The 15780-nt window shown below is 68.0% G+C and carries 14 protein-coding genes and 1 tRNA gene; 9 read left to right on the top strand and 6 right to left on the bottom strand.

Features of this window, described 5'->3' with window-relative positions:
* Positions 1-9: 9 nt before the first annotated feature.
* The 3 genes from ASC91_RS14685 to ASC91_RS14675 form a co-directional block, all read right to left on the bottom strand.
* On the bottom strand, positions 10-579 hold the full coding sequence (locus ASC91_RS14685) for a DUF4402 domain-containing protein (protein ID WP_082532691.1): 570 nt from the start codon (positions 577-579) through the stop codon (positions 10-12).
* 99 nt (positions 580-678) lie between these two features.
* A complete protein-coding gene (locus ASC91_RS14680; RefSeq protein WP_082532769.1) occupies positions 679-2874 on the bottom strand; it encodes a patatin-like phospholipase family protein in 2196 nt (731 codons plus the stop codon).
* Positions 2875-2896: 22 nt separating this feature from the next.
* Positions 2897-3595: an ABC transporter substrate-binding protein gene (locus tag ASC91_RS14675; RefSeq protein WP_162247796.1), complete on the bottom strand. Its 699-nt coding sequence runs from the start codon at positions 3593-3595 to the stop codon at positions 2897-2899.
* Positions 3596-3673: 78 nt separating this feature from the next.
* Between ASC91_RS14675 and ispF the strand changes: the two genes are divergently transcribed.
* Positions 3674-4183 carry a 2-C-methyl-D-erythritol 2,4-cyclodiphosphate synthase gene (ispF, locus tag ASC91_RS14670; RefSeq protein WP_056197941.1) on the top strand — a complete coding sequence of 170 codons (510 nt, stop codon included), beginning with the start codon at positions 3674-3676 and terminating at the stop codon, positions 4181-4183.
* Positions 4184-4214: 31 nt separating this feature from the next.
* Complete coding sequence (locus ASC91_RS14665; protein WP_056197939.1) at positions 4215-4907, top strand: hypothetical protein; 693 nt, start codon at positions 4215-4217, stop codon at positions 4905-4907.
* Between the two features lie 10 nt (positions 4908-4917).
* Here the strand turns inward: ASC91_RS14665 and ASC91_RS14660 are convergent, their stop codons facing one another.
* Complete coding sequence (locus tag ASC91_RS14660) at positions 4918-6237, bottom strand: ATP-binding protein (protein WP_056197936.1); 1320 nt, start codon at positions 6235-6237, stop codon at positions 4918-4920.
* A gap of 161 nt (positions 6238-6398) precedes the next feature.
* Entirely contained in the window at positions 6399-7133 is a 735-nt protein-coding gene (gene ompR / locus ASC91_RS14655) for a two-component system response regulator OmpR (protein WP_056197934.1), read from the bottom strand.
* Between the two features lie 139 nt (positions 7134-7272).
* Between ompR and ASC91_RS14650 the strand changes: the two genes are divergently transcribed.
* On the top strand, positions 7273-7965 hold the full coding sequence (locus tag ASC91_RS14650; protein WP_056197932.1) for an SIMPL domain-containing protein: 693 nt from the start codon (positions 7273-7275) through the stop codon (positions 7963-7965).
* Here ASC91_RS14650 and ASC91_RS14645 read toward each other — a convergent pair whose 3' ends face one another.
* On the bottom strand, positions 7966-8736 hold the full coding sequence (locus ASC91_RS14645; RefSeq protein WP_056197930.1) for a 3-hydroxybutyrate dehydrogenase: 771 nt from the start codon (positions 8734-8736) through the stop codon (positions 7966-7968).
* 44 nt (positions 8737-8780) lie between these two features.
* Here ASC91_RS14645 and ASC91_RS14640 point away from each other — a divergent pair, with 44 nt between their 5' ends.
* From ASC91_RS14640 to ASC91_RS14615, 6 genes are all read left to right on the top strand, one after another.
* Positions 8781-9662: an alpha/beta fold hydrolase gene (locus ASC91_RS14640; RefSeq protein WP_056197928.1), complete on the top strand. Its 882-nt coding sequence runs from the start codon at positions 8781-8783 to the stop codon at positions 9660-9662.
* On the top strand, positions 9659-11917 hold the full coding sequence (locus tag ASC91_RS14635) for a bifunctional (p)ppGpp synthetase/guanosine-3',5'-bis(diphosphate) 3'-pyrophosphohydrolase (RefSeq protein ID WP_056197927.1): 2259 nt from the start codon (positions 9659-9661) through the stop codon (positions 11915-11917). The genes ASC91_RS14640 and ASC91_RS14635 overlap by 4 nt, the downstream gene beginning before the upstream one ends.
* A gap of 45 nt (positions 11918-11962) precedes the next feature.
* Positions 11963-12039 (top strand) — tRNA-Val (locus ASC91_RS14630).
* A 530-nt stretch (positions 12040-12569) separates the two neighbouring features.
* Positions 12570-14450: a diguanylate cyclase gene (locus tag ASC91_RS14625; protein ID WP_162247795.1), complete on the top strand. Its 1881-nt coding sequence runs from the start codon at positions 12570-12572 to the stop codon at positions 14448-14450.
* Between the two features lie 411 nt (positions 14451-14861).
* The gene (gene phaR / locus ASC91_RS14620; RefSeq protein ID WP_082532689.1) at positions 14862-15392 is read left to right on the top strand and encodes a polyhydroxyalkanoate synthesis repressor PhaR; all 531 of its coding nucleotides are present in this window, start codon (positions 14862-14864) and stop codon (positions 15390-15392) included.
* Between the two features lie 117 nt (positions 15393-15509).
* On the top strand, positions 15510-15731 hold the full coding sequence (locus ASC91_RS14615; protein ID WP_056197923.1) for a hypothetical protein: 222 nt from the start codon (positions 15510-15512) through the stop codon (positions 15729-15731).
* The last annotated feature ends 49 nt before the right edge of the window (positions 15732-15780 follow it).

The raw sequence follows: 15780 nt of genomic DNA, 5'->3' as shown, positions 1-15780 counted from the left end.
GGATAGGCCTCAGTTGTAGGCGACGGTCACCTTGACGATGCCCGTGTAGGTACCCGCGGCCTGGGCGGCGCCAACCGTCAGCTTGCCGCCGACAAAGATATAGGCGGCGCCGGCAGCCAGCGTGCCTGTGGTGGCGTCGGTGGTTTCGTCGGTCTTGCCGGTCGCCGTCGCGGTCGCGACCGCCTCGGTGATCCAGTCGATGGCCATCGTGTTCGCGCTCGCGTCGGTCAGCACCGTGTCGCTGCCGGTGTAGTCGATGGAGAAGGTGTTGGTGCCGGCGCCGGTCACGTCAAAGCGCGCGGCCACGGGCGCGACGCCAGTGGGCAGGACGGCCGTGCCGGACTTGGTGCGGGTGCCGTCGGTGGCCAGGGTCACGACGCCGTTGCCGGCGACCAGATTGCCGAACACGAGGTCGGCCGACTTGGTCACCGCGATGGGCTGCAGCACGACGGCGGTGGCGCTGGCGGTCGCGTTGTCGGCGGCCTGTACGCCGCGCATGCCAGCGGCTCCCAGCAGCACCAGGGCGCTCAAGGCCAGCAGGCTTTGCGGACGAACGGATCTTTTCAACGATGTGTTCATGGGGCGCTCCTCGGCTCCTGGATGTGCCGGCCCGCGAATGCTGCGGGCCCGCTCAACAGGCTTATCGGCCGATCAGCGCCGAGCTTGACGGTCATTTCTTTACCAGCTCGGCCCCAGCAGCAAATAGGCCGCTGTCTCGCCGCCGCGCGTCGTGCCGAGCGCCAGGTAGAACGGCCCGAATCGCGTGTCCACGCTGAGAAAGCCGCTGGCGGCCTGCTTCCAGCCGCTGCTGGGGATGTTGGACAGCTTCAGGCCGGCGCCGGCGCCGATGGCACCCGTCTCCAGCGAGAAACCGACGCGCACCGCGCCGCCCAGGCCGACAGGCATCTCGCCGATGCGCCGCGCCATGACGACGCGCAGCAGGGCCATGTTTTCACCCACCAGCGACGCATCGGGCGTGCCAGACAGGCGCAGATAGCCCCCGAGAGAGCGCGCCTGCCCGCGTTCGGCGTGGGCGAACTCGCCGTAGAGCTGGCCGGCCCACTCGCCCAGCCGCAAGGCCGACAAGCCGATCAGCGAGGCGTTGATGACGCTGGCCTCGCCCCGCGGATGCAGCCATTCGATGCGCGCCGTCGTCCACTGACCGCGGCTGGGGAAGGCGAGGGAGTCCAGCGTGTCGGTGTGCAGTTCCAGGTATTGCTGGCCATAGCTCTGCGAGCGGCGGCTGCCCTCTGGGACGACGGGCAGCACCACCTCGTCGCTGGCACGCAGGCGGCCGATGCCGAGCCGCAGGTCGCCCAGGCCGGCGATGCGGTGGCCGAGTTCCAGCTGCGCGCTGGTCAGGCTGCTGGACAGGCGCAGCGCGCGCTGGCCCTGGTCGAAGACGTCGTTGCTGCCGGCCGTGTAGGCAAGCTTGGCGCTGGCGAACCAGCGCGAGCCCGGGCCGAGCGGCTGGTAGAACTCGGTGTTGAGACCGCGCGAGGAGCCGATGCGGGCGACCGAGCGCAGCTCCGCGCCCCAGGGGTTGAGCCAGTTGGCGACGTGCATGGCCACCAGCGAGTAGCTGTTGGCATCGGCGAAGTTGCTGTACAGCTCCAGGCCGAAGCGCACACGGCTGGCGGCCCAGTCAGCCTCGGTGAGCTTGAACTCGACGCTGCGCCGTCCGTCGCGGTCGTCGATCTCGGTCTCGATGCGCTCGAAATCGCCGGTGCCGTCCAGCCGCTCGACGGCCCGGGTCAGGTCGGCGCGGCCTACTGTGTCGCCCGGCTGCAGGGCCAGTTCGGCCCGCAGCGCCTCGGCGTTGACCCGCTGAGCGCCGGTAATCTTCAGCTCGGCCAGCGGCAGGGCACTCAACGCTGACTCGGGCGGGCCGAGGCGGCGGGCCTGCAGGGCCGCGTGGGCAGCAGGCGCGGCCAATTCCGCCAGGCGCTCGCCGGCGGCCAGGGCCGCGCGCCGGCCGGTGGCCATGGCCTCGTCGGCGCGGTAGAAGTCCATGAAGCCCATGCCGGGCAGGTCGGGGTCGATGACGATGTCCCGGGCGTTCAGCTCGCGCAGCGAGCGCTGCACGTTCTGCTCGGTCAGGATCTGCAGCATCTGGTTGGCCACCATGACGGCGCTGCTGATCTCGCGGTCTTCGAGCAGCGGCGTGCCGACGTTGACGGCGATGACGATGTCGGCGCCAAGCTGGCGGGCCAGGTCGACCGGGAGATTGCGCACCAGGCCACCGTCCACCAGGGGGCGGCCGTTGACGCGCAGCGGCGCGAACACGCCCGGCACGGCCATGGAGGCGCGCAGAGCTTCAAACAGCGGCGTGTCGGCTTGGTCGAGCATGGCGCCGGAGAGCAGGTCGGTCGCGACGGCACGAAACGGGATGGGCAGCTTGCGCAGCGGGTCGTCGGCGCGCGTAGCGGGGATGAGGGAGGACAGCGTGGCCTCCAACTGGCCGTTGGCGGCGGCACCGCCGGGCAGCATGGCGCCGCGCTGCGGGGTGAAACCGAACTCGATGCGCGAGGGCAGACGTTCGTCGTCCTCGCGGCGGCGGATGGACAGGCGCTCGCGTGCCGGCCGGTCGGCCAGGATGGCGTTCCAGTTCGCGCCCTTCACCAGGACCTCGAGCTCATCCAGGCTGCGGCCCGAGGCATAGGCGCCGCCGACCACCGCGCCCATGCTGGTGCCGACGATGAGGTCTACCGGCACCTGCATCTCCTCCAGCACGCGCAGCACGCCGATATGGGCCAGGCCGCGGGCGCCGCCGCCGGACAGCACGAGGCCGATCCTGGGGCGCTGAGCGGGAGAGGGTTCGGCGGCCAGTACGGAACCGGCGATCAGGCAGCAAAGAAGGAGCAGGCGTTTCATGGCGGCCCGCACCATAGCAGCGTCAGCGCAGGCCGAACTCCGCCAGCTCGCCCTGGCGGCGCAGTTTCTGGATGGCCTGGTGCAGCTTGTCGACCGGCTCCTGCGGCGTGCCAAGGTGGCAGGCCACATAGGCGTCCACGCGGCGCAGCGTCAGGACGTTCTTGACCGGCGCGCCGCCCTCGGCGCGGATCACGGGTTCGGCAGCGAGTTCGTTGGCGAACCAGAAGTCCACGCGCCGCGCCTGCAGCATGCGCAAGGCCGACACCGAGTTGTTGGCCTCCTGGGCGGCGATGCCCTGCTCGCGCAGCGATGCGGCGGGCGCAGACTCGCGCTGCACAACAACGCCGTGGCCGCGCAGGTCCTGCAGACCGTGCAACGTCGGTGCTTCGTCGGCGCGTGCGTAGATGACCAGCGCACCGCTGGCCAGGGGGCCGGCCCAATGGAAGGCGGCCTCGCGCTCGGGTGTGCGGGACAGGCCCACCGCGCAACTGCCGGGCGTGCTGCTGGCGGTCGCCAGTGCGCGCGGGATGGGCATGGCCAGGATGCCCAGCTGCAGGCCGCTGGCCCGGCCTATCTTGGCGAGCAACTCCGCGCCAGGTCCGCTGACCGTGCCGTCAGCAGCTACGTCGAACAGGCCGGGATTGGGAAAGACCAGCAGCTGGAGCTGCTGTGCCTGGGCCGTGCCACAGAGCAGCGCAAGCAACACAAGCAGATGCCGCATGCCGAATCTCATTGCCCTCCTTGAAGTGGCGCGCAGGGTAGCGCGTGGCTGCGCCCCTGTCTCCCCGACAATGCCCTCATGACCATCCCGAACGCTTTGAGCTCCCTGCGCATTGGCGAAGGCTGGGACACGCACCAGCTCGTCACCGGCCGCCCGCTGATCCTGGGCGGCATCACCATCCCGCACACGCACGGCCTGCTCGGGCATTCGGATGCCGACGCGCTGGCGCATGCCGTCACCGATGCGCTGCTCGGCGCCGCGGCGCTGGGAGACATCGGCGGGCTCTTCCCCGACACGGCCGTCGAGTTCAAGGGCGCCGACTCGATGGTGCTGCTGGCCGAGGCTTACCGACGTGTTCGCGAGGCGGGCTGGCAGCTCGTCAATTTGGACACGACCCTCATTGCCCAGGCGCCCAAGATGGCGCCCCACATCCCGGCCATGCGCGCTCGGCTGTCCGAGGTGCTGGGTGTGGACATCGGCCAGATCAATGTGAAGGCCAAGACGGCTGAGAAGATGGGGCCGGTGGGCGAGGGGCGGGCGATCGAGGCGCGGGCGGTCTGCCTTCTTGCCGCTTCGGGGGTTCGCTAACATCGCGCCCCAACTTCCCAAGCCCGCGCACATGCACGTCGAACCTCCCGGCCACGCCCCGACCAATTTCAAGGAACTCGGCGTCCACTACGTGATGATCGTGCTGGGCATCCTGACCGCTCTGGGGCTGGAGGCGGGCTTCGAGGCGCTGCACCACCGCAAGCTGGCGCGCCAGACCATCGAACAGGTTGATTCAGAGCTGCAGGCCAATCTGACCGAGGTGCGCTCCACGATCATGCAGAACCGCACCGTGATGGAAGGCGTGAACGCCCTCTACGGCGAGGTGAAGAAGCTGGCCGAGCAGGGGCAGGCCAAGCCCGCGACGCTCAAGACCCTGCTTAGCGAGCGCCTGCACATCAGCGTGTTCACGCCGGGCCTGCGCCGCGACGCCTGGGACACGGCGTTGGCCGACCAGGCCCTGGTGCACCTGCCGCACGCCGACCTGCGGCGTTTGTCCGAGGCCTACACCGCGCAGCGCGATTCGCAGCAGGTCATCCAGTCCAGCTTCAGCGCGATCGGCTCGTTCACGCGGCTGACGGATGCGCTGGTCGATGCCGAATTCGGCCGCGGCGACCCGGTGGATCTCATCAAGGCGCTGCATGCCTACCGGCTGACGCTGAACGTGGTCATCGGGGTCGAGAAAGGGCTGGAGAAGCAGCTGGCGCAGTCGCTCGGCGAGGCGGCAGTGCCGGCGCCCGCCGCGAGCGCTGCCTCGGCCCACTGAGCGGCTCAGCTCAGGCCCCTTGCAGCTTGAGCACCGTGATGAGGCCGCCGCCCTGCGCATTGCTGATGGACAGCGTGCCGCCCAGGCGCTGCACTGATTTCTCGACGATGGCCAAACCGAGACCGGCACCGCTGGCGGCGGTGCGAGCGGCGTCGCCGCGGTAGAAGGGCACGGTGAGGCGCTGCAGGCGGTCGGGCGGCACGCCGGGGCCATGGTCGCGCACGCGCAGCTCCACCCAGGAGCCCTGGCGCGTGGCGCTCACGTCCACGCGCGCCGGCTCGCCTTCCGCATGGCCGTAGCGGCGCGCGTTCTCGAACAGGTTGAGCAGCACGCGGCCCAGCTCGGTGTCGTCGACGAAGACCTTGAGGGCCTCGCTGACCTGCACGCGGAAACGGATCTGGTCGGGGTCGCGGAAGCCCTGCACCTCGCGCTCGACGACGTCGGTCAGCCGCGTCTCGCGCAGCTGCGTCTCGTTGGGCCGCGCATAGTCCATGAACTTGCTGATGATGGCGTCGAGCTGGTCGATGTCCTGGGCCATGAAGTGACGCGCCTGTTCGTCGCTGACGCTCATTTCGGTTTCGAGTCGCAGTCGGGCGAGTGGCGTGCGCAGGTCATGCGAGATGCCGGCCAGCATGACGGCACGGTCTTCCTCCAGCTTGGCCAGTTCGCGCGCCATGCGGTTGAAGCCCATGTTGACCTCGCGGATCTCGCTGGTCATGGTGTTCTCGTCCAGGCGCGAGTCGTACTCACCATCACGGATGCGGCCGGCGGCTTCCGCCAGCTCGCGCAATGGCTGGTTGATGAGGCGGGCGATCAGCGCCGAGCCGACGACGGTGGCCAGCAGCGCAATGACCACCCACCACCAGTTGCTGGCCAGCGAGATGGACAGAGGCGTTGCGCTGGTGCGCAACCAGAAGGCGTCCTCGCCGACGACATAGCGCACCCACAGGCCCGATACGTCGTTGACGTTGCGCGCGACGACGGTATCGGGCCCGAGCGTGTTGCGCAGCTCCGAAGCGAGCTGCTTGGCGAAGGGGCTGGTGTCGTAGGGCAACCAGCGGTCGCTGGTCTCGGCCACGCGCACCTGCACCGTGTCCCCGCGCGACATCGAGCTGATGACGGCGACGCGGTTGATGGGGTCGGTGTGCTCCAGCGCGATGCGGCTGAGCTTGACGAGGCCTGCCAACTGCTCGGCCGACTCCAGCGCGCGCGGCTGGGCCTCCAGCAGCTTGAAGGTGTATTGCCATGCCAGCACGGCGCCGGCCAGCAGCAGGGCCAGCCAGGCGAAGGTGCGCCAGAAGAGGTTCAGTGCGAGATGCGGACGGGCCATCACGTAGTCGAGTTGTGTTTGGGCCGAGCGCCGGGCCGCCCCAAGCCGGCCCGTCTGGCGATGTGCGAGCGGCTCAATGCCGCAAGCATCGCCGTCCCCTCGGGGGACCGACCAAGCTTGACTGCGTTCAGCGAGTCAAGGATGGGCGAGGGGCTCACGTTCTACGCGTTTTCGTCGGGCACGAACACATAGCCCACGCCCCAGACGGTCTGGATATAGCGCGGCTGGGCCGGGTCGGCCTCCAGCATCTTGCGCAGCCGCGAGATCTGCACATCCAGGCTGCGGTCAAAGGGCTCGAACTCGCGGCCGCGGGCGAGCTGGGCCAGCTTGTCGCGCGACAGCGGCTGGCGCGGGTGGCGCACCAGGGTCTTGAGCATGGAGAACTCGCCGGTCGTCAGCGGCAGCTGCTCGCCGTTCTTGGTCAGGCGGCGCAGGGCCAGGTCGAACTCGAAAGGCCCGAAGGTCACCGTCATCGGCTCCTTGCTCGGCGCACCCGGGGCCTCCGGCGGGGGACGACGACGCAGCACCGCGTTGATGCGGGCCAGCAGTTCGCGCGGGTTGAAGGGCTTGGCCAGGTAGTCGTCGGCGCCCACTTCCAGGCCGACGATGCGGTCCACGTCCTCGACCTTGGCCGTCAGCATGATGATGGGCGTCTGGTCGTTGGCGGCACGCAGGCGGCGGCAGATGGTCAGGCCGTCTTCGCCGGGCAGCATCAGGTCCAGCACGATGAGGTCCACCGTCTCGCGGGTGAGCTGTTTGTTCAGCGCCCGGCTGTCTTCGGCGAGCAGTACTTCGAAGCCTTCTTGTGTCAGATAGCGCCGGAGCAGATCGCGGATGCGGGCGTCGTCATCGACGACAAGGATACGGTTGGGACGGGGTGTCGCGCTGCTGTTCATCGCGTTTCCTGAATTTGTAACAGCGGCATTGTGAGCAGGTTTTGAAACCCTGCTTTGTAGGACATCACGCACAGGTTACAGCTCGTTGCCAACTACCCCGGCTAAGCTGGGCTTTCCCTCCTTGCAAAGAGATTTCCCCATGCGCGCAGTCCTCGTCCTCACAAGCCTTGCATTGACCCTGTCTGCCCATGCAGCCACGGAAGGGCCGCCGCGCGAGCGGCTGAGCCTGTCGGCCAGCGCCAGCGCCGAGGTGACGCGTGATGTGCTGGGCATTGCCTTCTCGACGACGCGCGAAGGTGCCGACGCCGCGGGCGTGCAAGCGGCGTTGAAGCAGGCCCTGGACGCCGCCCTGGCCGAAGCGCGCAAGGTGGCCAAGCCAGGGCAGGTCGATGTGCAGACGGGCAGTTTTTCGCTCTATCCGCGCCACGACCCCAAGACCGGCAAGCTCAGCGGCTGGCAGGGCAGCGCCGAGCTGCTGGTCGAGGGGCGGGATGCGGCAGCCATCGCTCAGCTGACGGGGCGCATCAACACGCTGAGCATCGCCCGCGTCGGCTACAGCCTGTCGCGCGAGGCTCGCGAGAAGGCGGAGGCCGACATCACGGCCCAGGCGATTGCGCGCTACCGGGCCAGGGCGGCGGACTACGCCAGGCAGTTCGGCTACGGCAGCTACGTCGTCGGTGAGGTCAGCATCAACAGTGACGAAGCCGGACCGCGCCCGATGATGGGCGTGATGCGCATGAAGGCCGAAGCCGCCGACATGGCGCTGCCGACCGAAGCCGGCAAGGCGACCGTGACGGTGAATGTCAGCGGTTCAGTGCAACTGACGAAATGATCAAACTGCGGTCCAGCCGCCGTCCATGGCCCAGGCCTGGCCGCGCACATTGATGGCGGCGTCCGAGCACAGGAAGACGGTCAGGGCGCCGAGTTCGTCTGGCGTCGTGAACTGCAGCGACGGCTGCTTCTCGGCCAGCAGGCGGCGCTTGGCCTCGTCGTTGCTCACGCCGTCCTTTGCGGCCAGCGCGTCGACCTGCTTCTGCACCAGCGGCGTCAGCACCCAGCCGGGGCAGATGGCGTTGACGGTCACCGGCGATGTCGCCGTCTCCAGCGCGATGCTCTTGGTGAAGCCGACCAGGCCATGCTTGGCGGCCACATAGGCCGATTTCTGCGCCGACGCCACCAGGCCGTGGGCCGAGGCCATATTGATGATGCGGCCCCAGTTCTTCTTCAGCATGCCGGGCAGCGCCAGGCGCGTCGTGTGGAAGGCGGAGGTGAGGTTGATCGCGATGATGGCGTCCCACTTCTCTACGGGGAAGTCCTGCACCGGCGCGACATGCTGGATGCCGGCGTTGTTGACGAGGATGTCGATGCCGCCGAACTCGGCGTCGGCATAGGCCACCATGGCCGCGATGTCGGCCGGCTTGCTCATGTCGGCGCCGTGATAGCCCACCTTGACGCCCAGCGCCGCGACCTCGGCCTTGGGGCCTTCTACGTCGCCGAAGCCGTTCAGGATCAGGTTGGCGCCCTGGCGCGCGAGCGCGAGGGCCACGCCCAGGCCGATGCCGCTGGTGGAGCCCGTGACGAGGGCGGTCTTGCCTTTCAACATGGAGGGTCCTTCTTGGTTGCTAGGATGACTCAAAGGATTGCATCATGACCCAGCCCCAACTGCGCTTCGTCAATTGCCTGGACAGCACCGGCCTGCACCGGATGGCTTATTGGGAGTGGGCCGGCCCGAGCGCCGACGCACCGGTACTGGTCTGCGTGCATGGCCTGTCACGGCAGGGGCGGGACTTCGACGCCCTGGCTCGCGCCGTGAGCGACCGCTATCGCGTCATCTGCCCCGATGTCGTCGGCCGCGGCCGCTCCGACTGGTTGCGCCAGCCCGCTGGCTATCAGATTCCGGGTTATGTTTCCGACATGGTGGCGCTGCTGGCGCGGCTGGATGTCGAGCAGGTCGACTGGGTCGGTACCTCCATGGGTGGCTTGATCGGCCTGGGCCTGGCTTCGCTGCCGCGGCCCGACGGGTTGGCGAGCCCGATCCGCCGCCTGGTGCTCAATGACGTCGGCCCGGCCATCCGCATCGAGGCCCTGCAGCGCATCGGCAGCTATCTCGGCAAGGCGATGCGTTTCAAATCGCTGGAAGAGGGCGCGGCCTATCTACGCAGCATCTCCGAGGGCTTCGGCCCGCACACCGACGAGGAATGGCTGGCCCTGTCCGAGCCACTGTTCCGCCAGGAGGGTGGCGAGTGGAAATCGCATTACGACCCGGCCATCGCGCTGTCCTTCACGGCCGTGACGCCCGAGCTGGTGGCCGCGGGCGAGGCTGCACTCTGGGCGGCCTATGACCAGCTGAGCTGCCCGACGCTCTTGATCCGCGGCGCGGAGTCCGACCTGCTCAGTGCCGAGACGGCGCGCGCCATGACGCAACGCGGCCCGAGCGCTCGCCTGGTCGAGTTGCCCGGCATCGGCCATGCGCCCACGTTGATTCATGCCAACCAGATTGCCGTCGTGAGGGATTTCCTCAGTTCATGAAGACCGGCTTGATGCCCGAGGGCGCCGCGACGGCGCCCATCGTCGCGCTGCTGGACGCAGGCGCCGAACATTCCAATGCCGAGGTCGTTCGTGCCCGCGCCGTTGCCGAGCCGCTGCTGGCCGGCGAGTTGCTGGACACCGGCGAGAACGCGCTGTCTCACGCCGACGGCGTGGCGGCCATCCTGCGCGCCGTGGGCAGCGCACAGGAGCTGCAGGCTGCGGCCTATCTGGTCTATGCGGCTGACTTCCTCAGCAAGCCGGAGGAGGTCGTCGCCAAGGCCTTCGGCGACAGCTATGCCAGCCTCGTCACGCACACGCGCCGCCTCGTGCAGCTGCAGCGCACCACGCGCGACGCCAGGTTGCCGGCCGACAGGAAGCACGACCTGCGCGCCGAACAGACCGAGCGCGTGCGCAAGATGCTGCTGGCCTTCTCGCGCGACCTGCGCGTCGTGCTGTTGCGCCTGGCCTCACGGCTGCAGACGCTGCGTTGGTACGCCGCCAGCAAGCAGCCTTGCCCGCAGGACCTGGCGGCCGAGTCCCAGGCGGTGTTCGCGCCGCTGGCCAATCGCCTGGGCATCTGGCAGATCAAGTGGGAGCTGGAGGACCTGGCATTCCGCTTCCTGCAGCCGCAGGCCTACAAAGCCCTGGCCGGCGCCCTGCATGAGACCCGCGTCGAACGCGAGCAGCGTGTTGAGGCCGCGCGCGCGGCTCTGCAGGCCGACCTCTATGGTCAGGGCATTGCCGCCGAGGTGCAGGGCCGCCCCAAGCACCTCTACAGCATCCACAAGAAGATGCAGGGCAAGGACCTGTCGCTGGACCGCGTCTTCGACCTGCGTGCGCTGCGCGTCGTCGTCGCCAGCGTGGCCGATTGCTATGCCGCGCTGGCCCGGCTGCATGAGGTCTATACGCCGGTGCCCGGCGAGTTCGATGACTACATCGCCAAACCCAAGCCCAACGGCTACCAGTCCCTGCACACCGTCGTGCTCGGGCCCGACGGCCGGGCGATGGAGGTGCAGATCCGCACGCGCGAGATGCATGAGCACGCCGAACACGGCGTTGCCGCCCACTGGGCCTACAAGGAGGCCGGTGCGCGCGGCTATGCCGGTGTCAGCGCGGCTGGCGAGTTCGAGGAGCAGGTCGCTCGAGCCCGCAAGGCCGTGCTCAACCAGCTGCTGGCCTGGGAGCGCGACACCGTGCAGGGCGCCGAGGGCGGCCCGGTGTTCGACGACCGCATCTATGTCTTCACGCCGCAGGCCACCATCGTCGAGCTGGCGGCCGGCGCGACGCCGGTGGACTTCGCCTATGCGGTGCACACCGACCTCGGCCACCGCTGCCGCGGCGCGCGCATCGACGGCCAGATGCTGCCGTTGAACACGCCGCTGCAAAGCGGCCAGACTGTCGAGATCATCGCGACCAAGGAAGGCGGCCCGTCGCTGGACTGGCTCAACCCAGAGCTCGGCTATCTGCAGAGCCCACGCTCGCGCGCCAAGGTGCGTGCGTGGTTCAACGCGCTGCAGCAGGCGCAGACGATTGCCAAGGGCCGCGACCTGGTCGAGAAGCTGCTGCAGCGCGAAGGCAAGACGGCGCTCAAGCTCGACGAGCTGGCTGCGCGCCTGGGCTTCAAGGGTGCGGATGCGCTGTTCGAGGTCGTCGGCAAGGACGAATACTCGCTGCGCAACATCGAGCTGCTGCTGCGACCGCCCGAGCCGGCGGTGGATGAGAACGAACTGCTCGCGCAGCGGCACACGCGCAGCGCCAGCAGCAACCGTGGCGGCGTGCTCGTGGTGGGCATCGACTCGCTGCTGACGACGCTGTCGCGCTGCTGCCGGCCCGCGCCGCCCGACGCCATTTCCGGCTTCGTCACGCGCGGCAAGGGCGTGGCCATCCACCGCAGCGATTGCAGCAACCTCGCCGAGATGAAGCGTCGCTCGCCCGAGCGCGTCATCGCGGTGGAGTGGGGCGGTGGTGAAACGGTGGGCAAGGGTGCGCCCGTCTATCCCGTGGACGTGCTCGTCGAGGCCGGTGACCGCCAGGGCCTGCTGCGCGACGTGCTGGAGATCTTCGCCAAGGAGAAGATGAATGTCGTCGCGGTGAACACGCAGTCGATGAAGCCCGGCGCCGTCAAACCCCGCGCGGGCGGCGGCGACACGGCCTGGATGAGCTTCACGCTGGAGCTGTCTGATGCATCCAGGTTGGCCAAGGTGCTGCGCGACCTCTGCGCCATCTCTGGTGTGCGCTCGGCACGCCGCAAGTGAGCCTGGACGAGGACCTGAAAAACCTGCTATAGTGCGCAGCTCTTCAGGCGCGTAGCTCAGTTGGTTAGAGCACCACCTTGACATGGTGGGGGTCGTTGGTTCGAATCCAATCGCGCCTACCAAATATGAAGACTGACCCAGTGGGGGCAGTCCGACGGTAGGTTAAAAATGCCTCAGATCTTCACGGATCTGAGGCATTTTTGCTTTTGAAGTCAACGATTTACCAGTGTCGTGGTGCTTGAGCCAAGCTGTGACGCAGCAGTGCTGAGCCGCGACCACGTCAAATTCCTTCCGAGCCACGCCCTTCAGCATGGCGTCGAGCTGAGGCCGATCCTTACGACCCTTGGCGCCGCTGTACCTGTCGATACAGGCACGCCGCGGTCGACGTCTGCAGTTTTCCGGCAGTTCGTGATGGATTCTTGTGCGCGCCAGCCCGTGGCGGGAGGATGGCTGACACGCGTTGGCATGCCGGTCCGAAAATTGGTCATGCAGTGGTTGCCGCTGTAGTGGGGTCGGTGTGGCAGTTCTTTGGAATGGGTACTCCGGAACAGGCGGGCCTCGGCGGCGCACGGGTCCGGCGCGGCTGCGAGTGCGAGCGCTGTGGATGGCGGTGTTTGCTTGGCAAGGACTGGCTTTCGCGCTCACCCCGAGCGTGAGTGCCTTTGACCAGCAAGTACAGGACGTCCAGACATTCGCGCCCCGCACCGAGTTCCTTGCCTTCCTGGAGCGCAGCCGTTCGCAGGCCAACGCCAGCGGCGACCCTCTGCTGGAGGTGGCGGCCCTGCTGGAGCAGGGTAGGCAGTTGCGGCATTCGGATGGGGGGCGCGCCAGCGAACTGCTCGATCGGGCGGCCGGCCTTCTGCGGCAACACCGCGACCCGGTGCTCGAGTTCCGCCATCGCCTGCTGCGCATCGGCCAGCTCAAGGCTCGGCAGGAGCTGGACAAGGCCGTGCCGGAAGGCATGCGCCTGCTCGCCGAGGCGCGGGCCCGCGGCGACTGGCATGACGAGCTCCGGGTGCTGCTGGTGCTGCAGGAGGACTGGAAGCAGTTCCACGCTCTCGGCCGCTACACGCAGGAGGCCAGGCAACTGGCCATCCGGCATCCCGCCGACAAGGTCACTTGGTGGGCCCGTGACGAATGGGCGGACCGGCTCCGCTCGGCCGGCAAGCTGGACGAAGCGGAGCGGGAGCTGCTGGCCGTGCTGCAGGAGCAGGAGGCGGTGGACGACGGCGTGGAGCAGCTCAGGACGCTGGTGCTGCTGAACGACATGTACCGGGCAACCGGCGAGTGGGACAAGCTACGCCCGCTGGGACCACGGGCGCAGGAGATCGCCCGCAAGTTGGGGCGCACGCCCTACATGCTGGTGAACTTCCTGTGCAACCAGTCGGACGCCTTGCTGAAGGCCGGGCTGCCGGCGGCGGCGCTGGAGATGGCCGACGCCGCGATCGTCGCGGCCCGGGGCGACGCTGACACGACGCGCGTCGCCAGATTCAACCGGGGCAAGGCACTCAACCGTCTGAGCAGGCACGCTGAGGGCCTGGCCATCTTGGAGGCCGAAGCCCAGGGCAGCGACCGTTGGGAAATGCTGGACGAGGTGGCCGAGGAGTACGCCTTCGCGCGCCGCCACGACGAGGCCTACCGCGCGCTGGCGGAGCACCTGCAGGGCCTGCGCAAGAGCCTGGACGAATCGCATCGGGCCGGACTGACGCTGGACCAGGCCCTCGCGAGTGCCGAGCGTGAGCGCGCCCAGCGCCAGGCCAGCGAGCGCCAGACGCAGCGGACCGTCGTTGCGGCCGTGATCCTGGCCGCGCTCGCCTGCAGCGCTGCGGCACTGCTGGTGGTGAGGGCGACACGCCGGCATGCGAGAACCTTGGCAGCCGTGAACCGCCAGCTCCAGGACATGGCGGTCACCGATCCGCTGACGGGCCTGCGCAACCGCCGGCACTTCATGGCCCAGGTGGATTCGCACGTGGCTGCCGCGGACCGCTCCCATGCGGGCCGCGAGACGGTCGCGGCCGAGCCGGTGGACCTGCTCTTCTACCTGATTGACCTCGACCACTTCAAGCGTGTCAACGACAGCTTCGGCCACCCTGCCGGGGACGCCGTGCTGCGGCAGGCGGCGGAGCGCCTAAAGGGTGTGTTGCGAGGGGAGGACGAGCTCATCCGCTGGGGCGGCGAAGAGTTCCTGCTCATGACGCGGGGAACGCCCCGCGGGCATGCGGCGCAGCTGGCCGAAAGGCTGCGCAAAGCCATTGACGGGAGCCCGGTCGAGCTGCCGGACGGGCAACCTCTGAAGATCTCATGCAGTATCGGCTTCGCCCCATATCCTCTCGTCCCCGGCGCGCAGCACGGCGGCTCCTGGGAGCGATCGGTGGAGCTCGCCGACGAGGCGCTCTACCAAGCCAAGGCTCGTGGACGCAACGGCTGGTTCGGCGTCGGGGCGCCGTCCGCGGCTGGCGCAGGCGCCAAGCCCACTGAAGGCAGCCTGCAGGAAGCGATTGCCTGCGGCTCAGTGGTGCCGCTGCACAGTTGACGCTCGATGGGCGCCAGCGCTGGATAGGTGATCCGCATGGCCATCCTGCTTCCCCAGCCCAGAAACGTGCGAAAAATGGGGTGTGGTTTAGGAAGCGGGTCGGGACGTATAAGGGAAATTTCTCCTGTGAAATCAATGTCCTAGCATGTCCCGTAGCCCCATTTCCTCACCTTGCCACGGTGGGTTGGTTCGAATCCCAATCGCGCCTATCAAATTTTGAAGATTGGAAGCCCCCGAATCGAAAGGTTCGGGGGGCTTTTCTTTGCCCACGCGCTGGCACGCCTGCGCCCAATTGCGGCGTTTGGTGAGTTTCCTTGGCGGACAGCTCGGTTCACCAGCCCCAGGTAAACCCGTTCGGAACGGCGGTCAGGCTCTGCCTAGAATTTGCTGCACTGCACAGGAGACCCACGCATGGCGACTGCCCGCAAGAAAGCGGCATCCGAGCAAGCCCAGTCCGGCGACACCAAGCCCGGGCTGCGCATCCTCAAGAAATACCCCAACCGGCGCCTCTACGACACGCAGACCAGCAGCTACATCACGCTGGCCGACGTCAAGCGCATGGTGCTGGAAGGTGTCGAGTTCGAGGTGCATGACGCCAAGACCCAGGAAGACCTGACGCGTTCCATCCTGCTGCAGATCATCCTGGAGGAGGAGACTGGCGGCGTGCCGATGTTCTCGACCAGCTCGCTGGCCCAGATCATTCGCTTCTACGGCCATGCCATGCAGGGCGTCATGGGCGGCCTGCTGGAGCGGCAGATGCAGGCCTTCACCGACCTGCAGTCGCGCTTCACGGAGCAGACGCCCGGCGGCATGCCCTTCACCCCCGAGGCCTGGACCGGCCTGATGGGCGGCTATGCCGAGCAGTCCAAGACGCTGATGAACCAGTGGCAGGAGCAGCTCAAGCAGGCGGGAGTGATGTTCCCGTTCACGCCCAAGAAATAGGCTGTCGGCCGCAGTTGCGGCTCGCTCGGCTACGTAACGCGCGTGAGGGCAGGTAAGCGTGCCTTGACCAGGCGGGTGCCGCCCGCAACTGTGCTGTTCCTATGTCGAGGAGCGAGCATGACTGAGAAAGAGCACCAGCGGCGCATCTACGTTCCGCAGGGTCACCAGCTGAGGGCGACGGGTGCCGAATCGGTCCAGCGTGATGGCGTGGAGACCCGCATCTCCTATTTCGAGGTGGTCGATCCTGAGGGGGTGCGGGTCGGCAGCTATGTCGTTCGCGAGGCGCAGTCCATCAATCCCCCATTTGCAGCCTCCGTCACGGTGGAAACTGTCGAATAGCGGCCTGCCTTTCCAGTGAAGTTCGGTCGTTTCGGACAGCTGCATGGCC

Origin of the sequence: Pelomonas sp. Root1237 (genome assembly GCF_001425055.1) — a bacterium.
In the GTDB taxonomy this organism is placed as follows: domain Bacteria; phylum Pseudomonadota; class Gammaproteobacteria; order Burkholderiales; family Burkholderiaceae_C; genus Pelomonas.
Note: the sequence above shows the minus strand (reverse complement) of the source record. Positions and strands in the feature narration are given on the sequence as shown.

What these genes read in the sequence shown, in the direction of transcription:
- ASC91_RS14685 (WP_082532691.1), bottom strand. Translation starts at nt 579, where the DNA reads ATGAACACATCGTTGAAAAGATCCGTTCGTCCGCAAAGCCTGCTGGCC.
- ASC91_RS14680 (WP_082532769.1), bottom strand. Translation starts at nt 2,874, where the DNA reads ATGAAACGCCTGCTCCTTCTTTGCTGCCTGATCGCCGGTTCCGTACTG.
- ASC91_RS14675 (WP_162247796.1), bottom strand. Translation starts at nt 3,595, where the DNA reads ATGCGGCATCTGCTTGTGTTGCTTGCGCTGCTCTGTGGCACGGCCCAG.
- ispF (WP_056197941.1), top strand. Translation starts at nt 3,674, where the DNA reads ATGACCATCCCGAACGCTTTGAGCTCCCTGCGCATTGGCGAAGGCTGG.
- ASC91_RS14665 (WP_056197939.1), top strand. Translation starts at nt 4,215, where the DNA reads ATGCACGTCGAACCTCCCGGCCACGCCCCGACCAATTTCAAGGAACTC.
- ASC91_RS14660 (WP_056197936.1), bottom strand. Translation starts at nt 6,237, where the DNA reads ATGGCCCGTCCGCATCTCGCACTGAACCTCTTCTGGCGCACCTTCGCC.
- ompR (WP_056197934.1), bottom strand. Translation starts at nt 7,133, where the DNA reads ATGAACAGCAGCGCGACACCCCGTCCCAACCGTATCCTTGTCGTCGAT.
- ASC91_RS14650 (WP_056197932.1), top strand. Translation starts at nt 7,273, where the DNA reads ATGCGCGCAGTCCTCGTCCTCACAAGCCTTGCATTGACCCTGTCTGCC.
- ASC91_RS14645 (WP_056197930.1), bottom strand. Translation starts at nt 8,736, where the DNA reads ATGTTGAAAGGCAAGACCGCCCTCGTCACGGGCTCCACCAGCGGCATC.
- ASC91_RS14640 (WP_056197928.1), top strand. Translation starts at nt 8,781, where the DNA reads ATGACCCAGCCCCAACTGCGCTTCGTCAATTGCCTGGACAGCACCGGC.
- ASC91_RS14635 (WP_056197927.1), top strand. Translation starts at nt 9,659, where the DNA reads ATGAAGACCGGCTTGATGCCCGAGGGCGCCGCGACGGCGCCCATCGTC.
- phaR (WP_082532689.1), top strand. Translation starts at nt 14,862, where the DNA reads ATGGCGACTGCCCGCAAGAAAGCGGCATCCGAGCAAGCCCAGTCCGGC.
- ASC91_RS14615 (WP_056197923.1), top strand. Translation starts at nt 15,510, where the DNA reads ATGACTGAGAAAGAGCACCAGCGGCGCATCTACGTTCCGCAGGGTCAC.